Source organism: Methylobacterium sp. Ger2507 (genome assembly GCF_055231875.1).
This window is the reverse complement of the sequence record NZ_JBUYVC010000002.1, coordinates 46,369-57,191: the sequence shown is the minus strand read 5'-3', so window position 1 is coordinate 57,191 and position 10,823 is coordinate 46,369. Positions and strand designations below refer to the sequence as shown.

6 protein-coding genes, 1 pseudogene and 1 riboswitch are annotated in these 10,823 nt (G+C 61.1%); of the genes and pseudogenes, 1 reads left to right on the top strand and 6 read right to left on the bottom strand.

Annotated features, from left to right (window positions below; genetic code table 11):
• Positions 1 to 175 precede the first annotated feature (175 nt).
• The 6 genes from ACV7NL_RS23845 to ACV7NL_RS23820 all read right to left on the bottom strand — a co-directional run bounded on the left by ACV7NL_RS23845 (position 176) and on the right by ACV7NL_RS23820 (position 10,183).
• Complete coding sequence (locus ACV7NL_RS23845) at positions 176 to 2,500, bottom strand: TonB-dependent receptor family protein (protein ID WP_463357253.1); 2,325 nt, start codon at positions 2,498 to 2,500, stop codon at positions 176 to 178.
• A gap of 490 nt (positions 2,501 to 2,990) precedes the next feature.
• Positions 2,991 to 4,367 (bottom strand): PepSY-associated TM helix domain-containing protein, encoded by a 1,377-nt coding sequence (locus ACV7NL_RS23840; protein WP_463357252.1) that lies wholly within the window; start codon positions 4,365 to 4,367, stop codon positions 2,991 to 2,993.
• Between the two features lie 482 nt (positions 4,368 to 4,849).
• Positions 4,850 to 7,000, bottom strand: a complete 2,151-nt coding sequence (locus tag ACV7NL_RS23835) for a TonB-dependent receptor (RefSeq protein WP_463357251.1) — start codon at positions 6,998 to 7,000, stop codon at positions 4,850 to 4,852.
• 107 nt (positions 7,001 to 7,107) lie between these two features.
• A riboswitch (cobalamin riboswitch) is annotated at positions 7,108 to 7,306 on the bottom strand.
• A 477-nt stretch (positions 7,307 to 7,783) separates the two neighbouring features.
• Positions 7,784 to 8,422 carry a TadE/TadG family type IV pilus assembly protein gene (locus ACV7NL_RS23830; protein ID WP_463357250.1) on the bottom strand — a complete coding sequence of 213 codons (639 nt, stop codon included), beginning with the start codon at positions 8,420 to 8,422 and terminating at the stop codon, positions 7,784 to 7,786.
• Positions 8,423 to 8,434: 12 nt separating this feature from the next.
• Positions 8,435 to 9,073 carry a TadE/TadG family type IV pilus assembly protein gene (locus tag ACV7NL_RS23825; RefSeq protein ID WP_463357249.1) on the bottom strand — a complete coding sequence of 213 codons (639 nt, stop codon included), beginning with the start codon at positions 9,071 to 9,073 and terminating at the stop codon, positions 8,435 to 8,437.
• A 51-nt stretch (positions 9,074 to 9,124) separates the two neighbouring features.
• The gene (locus ACV7NL_RS23820) at positions 9,125 to 10,183 is read right to left on the bottom strand and encodes a TadE/TadG family type IV pilus assembly protein (RefSeq protein ID WP_463357248.1); all 1,059 of its coding nucleotides are present in this window, start codon (positions 10,181 to 10,183) and stop codon (positions 9,125 to 9,127) included.
• Positions 10,184 to 10,425: 242 nt separating this feature from the next.
• Between ACV7NL_RS23820 and ACV7NL_RS23815 the strand changes: the two are divergent.
• A pseudogene (locus tag ACV7NL_RS23815) lies at positions 10,426 to 10,746 on the top strand (IS5 family transposase); the annotation flags it as partial.
• Positions 10,747 to 10,823: the final 77 nt, after the last annotated feature.

Genomic DNA, 10,823 nt, shown 5'->3' with positions numbered 1-10,823 from the left:
ATACGTTCGCTTTCGGTGGGAACCCAATTGCCCGCTCTACGACTAGCATTGGTCGGAAGCGGAAACCGTCCGATCGTTCTCCAATCCAGTGTTAGGCAGAATATCCTGTCCGCACGGGCATGCCCGTTCGGACAGGACTTTCGGCCTGATAGCGGATCAGAGAACGTCCGGGCGGTTAGAACGCCAGCTTCATTCCTGCGATGATGGTGCGCGGCGCGCCGGCGAACACCGACCCCGTAGTCCCCGCCAGGACGCTCGCACCGTTCTGCAGACCCGTGGTTGCGCTTATGGAATTCGCGAGGTTCTGCGCCGAGGCGACGTAGACCGTATCGAAGATGTTGCGCATCTCGGCATAGGCCGTGAAGCGCTTGGCATAGCCGCCCGTCAGCTCCGTGGCGTAATGAATGTTGGCGTTGACGATGGCGTAGCCCGGCGCCTTGAGCTGGTTGGCGTTGTCGATGAAGAAGTCATCCTGGAACACGGTCTCGACGAAGGCTCCCAGGCCAGCGAGCGGTCCGGCCGGGACGTCGTAGCCGACGCGGGCCAGCAACTGGTTGGCCGGGACACCGGGGATCGTTTTGCCGAAGCGGTCGAACCGACGGCTGAGAGACCCGGCGCTCAGCTGCTCGACGTAGCGCGTGTAGATCTGGTCATCGAAGGTGTAGGCGGCGACCGCGCGCCACCCGGGTGCAAACGCCCAATCGGCCGCGACCTCGATGCCGCGATGCTCGGAGGCCGGCGCGTTGAAGGTGTAGCTCATCAGGCCGGCACCAGGCGACTGCGACACGAGCTCGTTGCGGAAGAACTCGTAAAAGCCGGTCACGCTGAAGCGCAGGGTCTCGACAGGGGTCCAGTCGACGCCGAGATCGAAGCCTAGGTTTTCCTGCGTGCGAAGTTGGGTGTTGTTGCCGGGGATGCCCGCGCTGGTGATGAAGAGATTGCTGGCGGCCGGGGTCGTATAGCCGGTCGCGACCCGGCCCCGAACCGCCCATTCCGAGGTCGGCCGATAGACCAGGGCCAGCTCCGGCGCGACGCTCAGGAAGCTGCGGTTGGCATCTGCGACGGTCGTGGTCACGCCCGCGGCCGAATAGGCGTAGGCGACGTTGCGCCCCGTGATTGCGGTGTTCTCCGCGCTGATGCCGAGGACGCCGGTCCATTGGTCGGAGAGCGCCACCTCGGTACGGGCGCGCCCGCCGAGGTTGGATTGGACGGCCTCTTGGTTCCCGATGAGCGCGCCGAGCAGCGGGCCTCCGCCGGGCGCGCGGTTGAAGGTGGTGATGTGGTTGTCGATGGTGTTGTAGGCCAGCGCCACGTAGCCGACCGCCGGCAGCCCGAACAGGTCGTAGCGCCGGGTCAGGTCGGTCAGGAAGTTCCAGGATGGATAGGAGCCGCGCGAGGAGGTCGTATAGAACGGCTGGTTGAAGTTGCGCTCGTCGAAACCAAGCTGCGTGCGCCAGGTCGTCTGCGCGTCGAGATCGTGCTCCCAGCGCAGCGCGACGATGGTGCGCCGGTCGTCGCGTCCGAACCCCGCCTCATCGGCAGTCACGCCCACCGTCCGGCCAAACGCGCCGTTGGCGAACAGGTTCGTCAGGGTGCAGCCCGGCGCGGCCGTCGCTGCCGTTCCGCATCCGCGCTGGTAGAGATTGATCCGGTACTGGTTGAGGGAGGACCGAGCCGGCAGGTTCGCACTCAGCGTGTTGTTGATCACCTTCAGGGTGAAGCGGTTGTCCGGCGTCGGTGTGTAGGTCGCCAGCAGGTTGATCGTCTGCGTGTCGTAGGAGCTATGGTCCTGGTAGCCGTTGGCACGGACATCGCTCGCGAACAGGCTGAGCTCGACGGGGCCGCTGACGCCGCCGACCGTGAAATAATTGCTGAGGTAGCCGAAGCTGCCCGCATCGGTGCCGATCTCGTAGCCGTCGATCTCGCGGCCTATCCGGGTGCGGAAGGCGAGCGCGCCGCCGGTGGCGTAGTTGCCGAACAGCGCAGATTGCGGGCCACGGAACACGTCGATGCGGCTGTAGGCGCGGGGATCGACAAGGTCGAAGCGCGAGGCGCCGTCCGGCTGAGTTAGAATGAAGCCGTCCTCAAGCACGACCGTGTTCTTGATCACACCGGTGGAGCGGGCGTTGTTGCCCCGGATGGAGATCACCACGTCGCGCCCGCCATTGCCCTGGCGCACGGTTACACCGGGACTGTTAGCCAGAACCGACCCGATGCTTGTGGCCGGCCGGTTCTCGATGGTGCCTTCTCGCCCGAGGCTGGTGACCACCTCGCCGACGGGGCGGTCGATGGGTGTCGGAGCGGCGACGGCAGAGGGCGACAGGGCGGTCCGACCACGCCCCTGTCCAAGGCCACCGCCCTGGCCCTCCACGGAGAGTTCTTCCAGGGTCACTGCCTGACCGGCAGCTTGGGCCTGCGCCATGGAGATTGCGTGGGGGCTTGCGCCGAGGAGTAGGGCCAGCGTGCACGCGTGCCGATGGGCGCTTAGAAAGCGGAACATGGTGGGAGCTCGTCTGATCGGTGAAGGAACCGCGCGAGGCCGCAGCGGTCGGAGAAGTCGAAGGCGATCAGGCGAGGTGAGGCGGTGCTCGGGGCTGCCCCGGGTGACAAGTCGGTGAGGTCGATGGCGTCGGTGGTGGGATCGGCCAGGACACCGGATGCCAGAGCAGGATCCGGATGACAGCCGGAACCGATCCGATCGTCGGGAGCGTGATCCCGACGCAGCAGAGCTGACACAGGTCGCATCCGGGCAAAGCCGGGGCGGGCATGTCCGCCGTCCCCCGAACCTCGCCGGTTCCATCGACCGCGTGGCCGCAGATGACGGGGTCGCGCAGCGGGTCGGACATCGCCGTGACCATGCGCACGGCCGCCGCAGGCGCGAGCGCCTGCGCCCAAAGCGCGAGCGCGACCAGGACGACGCCGAGGCATCCGCGCAGGCCGAGCAGCAGGGGAGGGCGAGTGTGCACGGGAACGCGGCCCGTTCGGTCAGATCAGGTCGCTGCCTGCCTTCGCAGCGCCTGTACGCCGAGGTCGAGCACGAGCATGGCGAGAATGACCAGCCCGGTCAGGGGGAACAGGGCCCCGAGAACGAGAACGATTACCGTCACGCCGGTTGCGATCCGCCGGTCGCGCGGCCAAGGCGGGATGCCGAGGCGACCGGCCGGGCGCCGCTTCCACCACATCGTCGCGGCGGTGACCGCGAGCAGGATCGTCGCCAGGCAGAAGGCCAGCATCGCAAGCTGGTTGGCCCGGCCCCAGTGCTCGCCCTTGTGGATGCCGATGCCGTATTGGATGGCACGGGCGACGCCGCCGAGATCCCCGAACCGGACATCGACCAGCGGCTGGCCGGTATACTGGTCGAGGGAGATCATCCGCTGCTGCGTCACGTCCTTCGGGTAGGCGGCCGCGGCGTAGACGCCGGTATCATCCGACGGCAGGGAGACCTCGAATCCGCGCGGCATCCCGAGGCCACGCAGGATCTCGACAGCACGCGCGAGCCCGATGGCGGGGGTAGCGGCCGGCTGGGATAGGGGCACCGGGGCGTCCTCCATGGTCCATCCGGTGGTGGTCAGCATCTCCTGCATCGGCACGTTCGAGACGGGCTTGTCGGCCCAGAGGGCGCTAGGCTGTCCCACGCCGGCCGCATTGGACCAGGTGCGCAGGTGCTGGCCCCACCAAGCCGACCAAGGCAACCCGGTCAGGGCGAGGAAGAAGATGCCGGTGCTGGCGACGAGGCCGGTGACGGCATGCAGGTCGCGCCACCAGACGCGCGTGCGCGGCGTACCGCGGACGCTCACAACCCCGCCGCCGCGTTGACGCGGCCACCAGAGATAGATGCCTGTCAAAACCAGGATGATGGTGAACCCGGCTACAACCTCGATGATGCCATTGGCCACCGGTCCAAAGTAGATGAGGCTGTGCAGCCGCCGCACCACCATCATGAACTCGTCATCACGCGCCACCTGGTCGAGCACCGAGCCGTCATACGGGTTCAGGTAGACCAGGATCTTGCGGGGTCCCTCGGCCATCGTCACGACAACGGCCGCGGAGGGATTGACGGGGTCGGTCAGCGAGACCGGCACGGCGGTGGGGACGGCCTCGGAGGCGTTGAACAGCAGAACGTCCGCACTTAAGGGCGGGCTCGCCTGAACGGCGACCGTGGTCCGGTACGCGAACAGGGTCGCGTTGATCTCGTCCTTGAACAGGTAGAGCGAGCCGGTCACGGAGAGCAGGACGAGGAAGGGCAGGCAGAGCAGGCCGGCATAGAAATGCCAGCGCCAGACGGCGCGGTAGACGGTATCTTGCATCGGGTTGGCCGCAGCCATGGCGCGCAAGGCCGCCGCGTCACCCTGGAGGGTCTGGGACATGGGTTCGGGTCCGGGTCTGAGCGATCTGACAAGACGGATCGATCAGGCAGTCGGCGGACCTCGTGGACTGACGGACTGATCGGGTGGCGCTCGTGCGGCTCTCGGTTCTCCCGCCCGCCAGGTGAGGGGCGCCGCATCGCCGGGCGACCAACGCAGGGCGACGAAGGCGAGAACTGGAATGGGCGCCACGACGGCATGCACCAGGGTGCAGCACGTATGTCGACATGGCAGGCCCTCGTCCGCCGGAGCGTCGGTTCCGGCGTGCTCGGCACAGATGACCTGGTGGAAGCTGACCTGGGAGACGGGCGCCATCGAGCCCAACAGTGCCTGCAGGCATAGGGCGTAGAGTACGGCCACGGCGATGACCGCACGGCAGACGCCCCAATCTGGCCGCCAAGCGCGCATGGTACGGGCGTAAGGCGCAGTTTCATCCTTCGTCAACGGTGTAGGAGCAACGCGACCGCTATCGGCCGGCATGTGACCTAAAAGCGTCCTGCCAGGGTGAGGCGGACGGCCGTCGGCTCGACCGGGTGGAAGTGGCGGTCAGCGACGCCGTCCGCCCCCTCGCCCGGCAGGCGCGAGGTGTAGAAGTAGGTGATCTGGTCGGCCTTGGCGTTGGTCAGGTTCAGGATGTCGAGGGACAGGCTAACCCCATTGTCGAAATTGTAGCCGATGCGGCCGTTGAGGAGCGCGGTCGGCTTCGAACGCACGGAGTTGTCCTCGATCAGGGGGCGTGGCCCGAAGTAGCGCAACCGCATCGAGCCGAACCAGCCCAGGTCCTCGCCGAAGGTGATCCCGGCCGAGGCGATCGTGGTCGGTGCCTCCGGCACTCGGTTGCCGATGGGGTCACGGTCTGCGAACCGGGCGTTCGTTACCGTCAGGTCGCCTTCCAACGAGAGCCAGGGCGTCACCGCGTAGCGGTTGGTCCACTCGATGCCGAACCGGCGAGTAGGGCGGCTCGGCTCTGTCGTGCCGGTGTCGCCCTGAAACAGGTTCTCGGAGGCGAAATCCAGTCGGAACAGCGCTACCGCCGTTTCCAGCCCAGCGATGCTGCGGTTGCGGATGCCGATCTCCGAGCCCGTCGAGGGCACGAGGAAGGGCGAGCGGGCGATGTTGAACAGCGGGCTGGCCGGATCAATCGTGGCGGTAACGCCGCGCGCATCATTGGAGTGGAAGCCGCCGCCGTAGTTCACGAACAGCTCGGTATCGAACCAGGGGCCGAGCACGAGGCCGAGCTTCGGGTTGACGATGCCGTCCCGCGCCGTCCCCGAGTTGGCGGGCGTATCGGAGCGAACGTCGGCGTAGAACCCATCAGCACGGAAGCCGATGCTGGTGCGCAGCCAGTCGGTCCAGCGCACCCGGTTCTCGTAGTAGAACGCCGCGCTCGCCTCCAGCACCCGGTCGTCAAGCACGGTCGAGCGATACTGTCGCGCGATGGTGTTAAAGAGCCCAACCCGGATATCGTCGGTGCGGGTCTGCACCCCTATCTCGTTCTCCATCGGCAGCCCGAACAGGTCACCCTGGAAGGTGTGGCTGACCTCCCCGCCGCCGAGCACCCGACTGTCGCGCTGGCGGAACTGGTCGCCGTTCACTGGATCGTTGAGGAAGTAGGTGAAGTCGTTGAACAGGTTCATCTGGTACCGGATGACGTAGGCGTTCGCCCGCGTGATCCCGGCCTCGCTCGTCTGGCTCCAGCGCCCGGAGAGTGAGAAGCGGCCGGTGTCGCCGCCATCGTTGGGGTTTAGGGTCCCGTAGCGGCCGATGATACCCTCCGCCACGGCGCGCCCCGGTATCTGGTTCGTGGCGTTCCACTTCGCCCAATAGGCCATGCCGGTGAGCGCGAAGCCGTCGAGGGCCGTGCCCTGGCTATAGCGGACGACGGCGTTGAGCTTGGCGAGGCGATCCGGCACATCCCAGGGGCCGTCATAGGTCTGGGCCTCGCCTGCGACTAGTAGATTGCCTTGACCGAGGGGCGCGGACGCGATGGTGAGCGCGCGCTTGTAGCCGAAGCTACCGAAGGAGGTTAGCGCGAGGTTCCGGTCCACCTTGTCGAGGTAGTCGATCCGTACCGACCCAGCGGAAGCGAAGTCCCCATCCCGGACGAAGTACGGTCCCTTGTGGAACTCCACTGCGCCAACGAGTTCCGGAATTAGGAAGTTGAGGTCGGCGTAGCCCTGGCCGTGGGCATGGGTGCGCATGTTCACCGGCATGCCGTCGACGGAGATGGCGATGTCGGTGCCGTGGTCGAGGTTGAACCCGCGCAGGAAGAACTGGTTGGCCTTCCCCTCCCCGGAATGCTGGGTGACGATGAGCCCCGGCACGCTCTCCAGCACCTCGCCGGGGCGCGTGATCGGTCGGCTGTTAAGCGCCGCACCGGAAATGGTCCCCGCACTCGCCGCATCAACCGTGCGCAAACCGCCGCCGATGCCGGTCACGCCACCGACGTAGCCCGCACTAGCCGCAGGTCCGGTGATGCCGGCCACAGGCGTCTCGGCCGTCACCGAAAGTTCGGCGAGATTGGCTTCTGCAGCCTGAGAGGATGCTTGCTGTGCACGCGCCCCTGGGGACGAAAGGATGGCACAGGAAGCCAGAAGAAGCGTTCGGGAGGCGGTGTGTAAGCGAAGGGGGGACATGGGACCCTGGGCGACGTCTGTGGCACGTCACCGCGAAGACGCCAGCCCAGATGCCGCACAGCATCCGTCCCGACACCCATCAGGACACCCCGCCCGATGCGTTTCGCGTGTGACCACGGCTGACGGCAGGTCTCCTGGCTTGCGGGTCGCGGCCCTCTCATCGTCTTCCCAGGTCCGGGGACCCAGTGACGTGTTGATGATGGGCTCGCCGCTTACAGTTGCGGGGGCAGCCGTGGCTTCGGGCCTTCACCCTCACCGCGTTCCCTTTTGATCCTCGTGAGAGGAACCGTCAGGCATAAGGGGCATCACAGAACGCTACAGCGTCAATGCCGTCTTGGGTGTTTCCGGCCAGGTGTTGTTAGCGGGTGACAAGCTTCGGCCTACGAGTGCTTCAGTTCGTTGGCGGGCTACGTCTGCTGTCTGAACTCCCCAACCTAAAAGCGGACCGGCCAAAATTCACCCAACCCAGTCATTCCAAGGTGCCTCTCCGCTAGCCTGCCTCGCAAAAGCAGCTCGTGCGCCAAGCGCATAGCTCAGCGGTGTCGGATATCCGATCCGATACCCGACATCCTGCAGACATGCGTTCAACGCAAGCCGATGGCTTATGTTCGTCAAAACGCATCATTCTAACTATATCATAAATATCTATTGTCATTTTGAAATAGTCACCTAAATTTAGTCAAACATTTTATTTGATATAGATTAGAGTGAGTTGAAATCTACCCTCAGTTCATTATCCTGAGATTATCAGGAGCATGTTTTATCCATGCCAAGAATTTTATATTACTGTGGACATTCTACACCGTTAGGAAGGATAATTTCATTATAAGTGTTTGTTTTATAAGTTTTACCCAATCGGACCGGCCATACAACGGCCGATTTGAACGTGAAGTTGGTGTTTATGCTGCCTGCAAACTTCATAATTCCACTCCCAAACACCGGAGCGTAGGGCATTTGTACTTCAGCCAGGATGTATCGCATACCTAGGACGCGGAAGCCCGGGGGAACAGATAAATCGCCAGCAAGTCCAACACTTCGGACCGTTGCATTACTAGATGCAAAGCTGGAGCAAACGCGAGGATTACTACCAATGTTTTTAAGATCTAGACCCAGCGCACTGACTGTTATTTTTGCAGAGCCGCTCACAAATGGTCGTAAAACCAGTTGCGAGCTTGCTATAATATCGTTCATTGCCGCAGTCGTGACCGGTGAATTCGTAGCCGCTTGTGAGGTTAGGTCTGCAAGCGTTCGTGCCAACAATGCTACTTTGCGTTTGTTATCCAACGCTCTACTAAATTCCAATGAGCCCAAGAGTATTGCAAGAATGAGCGGCAGAACAAGAGCGAACTCTATTGCAGACACAGCTCTCTTATCGGCACAAAACCGAAATAACAAAGCCATGGTATAGCGATACGGAGGCATTTTAGAATGTTTCTATGTGCATGGCGATCCGGATGACGTGTCGTAAGGCTCTGTTCGTAGAACTACTGTCGACATAATCAGCCGAGATCCATCACCAAAACTTGAGAAGCCTAGATTTAAAAATCTGAACGCCACAGGATATTTCAGTGCTGCTGTGATGACTACAATTTCTCCAGGTTTTGAGCATGTGTATTTTGTTCCAAAATCTTTGGACCAAGTGCCTGTTTGATTGTCGAATGCCACGGCAGACTGACTAGAAGCGAATGAGGTGCTCGTGGATACGTCGATTTTTAAATCTGAACAGCCAAACACTCTGCCGCTATTTGGTACGGTGGTTCCACAGATGCTATCTTTTAAGCTTTGAATTAATGCGTCTGAAGACTTTTCACTTTTGTTCGCAGTTTGGAAATTACCTGTATAAATGATGCGAGCCGCTTTTTGCAGAGAATCATCCAGGTTCTGACTAGCCCAGCTGATAAGGCAGATCTGAAAGATTGCTCCTACAAGTATTATGAAAGGAGCTGAGACTAAAGCAAACTCGACTGCAGACGCACCATCTACATTTTCAGCAAAGCTACGAAAGCATGGCCTGCTTTTGAATGCTCTTGCATGTCGAAGCTCACATAGGCACCTAACGCACACGGGGATCATCCAGAATATTCAACGTCATTATAAAAAGCTATTATGGATTAATTTTTAGGCCTACTCGGTTATTCGGATTTTTTTGTCAACTACTCTGACTTGCTTGGGACAGGTCACGATAACGCGAATGTCATCATAATCCTGGTCTCCGCCTGGGCGATCCTCCCATCCGTAATACATGTACTTCCCCTCCTCGCAGCTTCCTTTCGCCACAGCCGGCGTTCTGCCTGTTCTACGATCAGGGATCGTACCGCCAGATGACTTGGGGCTGCAGTCTTTAAGGCTATCGCAAACAATGGTTTCTAGCATTGGGTACTTAACGACATCAACTGTCGCATTGGTTCCCATGTTGCTGCCTTTCATGTTCATTGTTTGCACGCGCGTTCCGGTATCTATGACGATATCCGTGTAGTAATTATAGGTATCTGAGCCAGTTTTATTCCACTTCAAGGGTGTTGTGCGGGCATCGCGAACGTTGCGGAGCATATAGCTAACCGCTTCGTTCTGGCCACATACCGGAATCTTGCTCATGTCGTAGTTGGATGGTGGCGATGCGTTGTCGGCAATCGGTGTCAATCCCCGGCGACCAGCATCGACATCCTTTTGCCTCTTGGGATCAGACGAATAGCAGTAGATGTACACGCGATTGTAGTCGTCAGCTTCGGGCGAGAGCTGTGTCAACGTTGGCGCAGAAGTTTCATAGACGGGGGCCACTCGGTTGACTGTCGTTGCCGTGCTGACGACAAGCTCTTTGGGCATTCCAGGTAAGAGGTGTATGAGTGACGTCTTCATTGTCATAGAAACGGTAACGCGGTAGTTTGAGCCGTCAATCCATTTGCCTGTAATCTTGAATCCGCCTGTTGCAGTCTGATCCCCTAAGCTTGTGACCAGCTGAGAGTTAGCAAGATTAAATGCTTCGGTAGCGGCCGTGACTGTATCGGCATTTGCGACTAGTAATGCTGTCGCATCTGCAACGGACGCTTCAACGGCGCGGATACGGACAGCATTGCCGTAGTCGATCGCGGCGCCTCCGGCACCGAATAGAACTGGTAGTGCAAGAGCAAACATAACAACTATGTTGCCGCTTTCGGAACGTACGATGCAGGATGTTCGTGGCATGGTTCGATCGTTTCTCCGAAAAACATCCTGTATTCAAAGATAGAAGGATATTTGCCAAGCCGCCGTTTACATATTCTAAATCACACACGGATTCTGAACGGCGTGTTGAGCTGTGTGGTGCGGAATCCTACCGCCTTTTAGTGAATGAATTTGTCTGTTCCTTAGGGTGTGAACCGAACCAAGACGTTGCGAGAGTTCTGGTTTTGTGATTCAGAGCCGCCGTTTGCAGCACGGAGGCGGCGATGGTGGACCTGTTCTGGCTCTCGGATGAGCAGTGGGCGGTGATGGAACCGTTCATGCCCACGAACCAGCCCGGGCCAGAGCGGAACGATGATCGGCAAGTCATCTCTGGCATCCTGCACGTGCTGACCTCAGGCTGCCGCTGGCGCGACTGCCCGGCCGCGTATGGTCCGCGCACGACCGTCTACAACCGCTTCAATCGCTGGTCCCGCCGCGGCTTTTGGCGGGCGATGTTGAGGGCGCTGGCCAAGAGCGGATGGGCGGGCGAGGCGGCCGCCATCGACAGCACCTACGTCAAGGCGCACCGCTCGGCGCATGGCGGTAACGTATGGCCCGCCCCGTCCGCAAGTGGCTTATGATCCGCTGGTCTGAGCAGTCTGCATAAACGTATCCGGCCTTC

Excerpts from the sequence above, each read along its gene's own strand:
- ACV7NL_RS23835 (WP_463357251.1), bottom strand. The coding sequence starts at position 7,000 with ATGTCCCCCCTTCGCTTACACACCGCCTCCCGAACGCTTCTTCTGGCT.
- ACV7NL_RS23830 (WP_463357250.1), bottom strand. The coding sequence starts at position 8,422 with ATGCCTCCGTATCGCTATACCATGGCTTTGTTATTTCGGTTTTGTGCC.
- ACV7NL_RS23840 (WP_463357252.1), bottom strand. The coding sequence starts at position 4,367 with ATGTCCCAGACCCTCCAGGGTGACGCGGCGGCCTTGCGCGCCATGGCT.
- ACV7NL_RS23825 (WP_463357249.1), bottom strand. The coding sequence starts at position 9,073 with ATGATCCCCGTGTGCGTTAGGTGCCTATGTGAGCTTCGACATGCAAGA.
- ACV7NL_RS23845 (WP_463357253.1), bottom strand. The coding sequence starts at position 2,500 with ATGTTCCGCTTTCTAAGCGCCCATCGGCACGCGTGCACGCTGGCCCTA.
- ACV7NL_RS23820 (WP_463357248.1), bottom strand. The coding sequence starts at position 10,183 with ATGCCACGAACATCCTGCATCGTACGTTCCGAAAGCGGCAACATAGTT.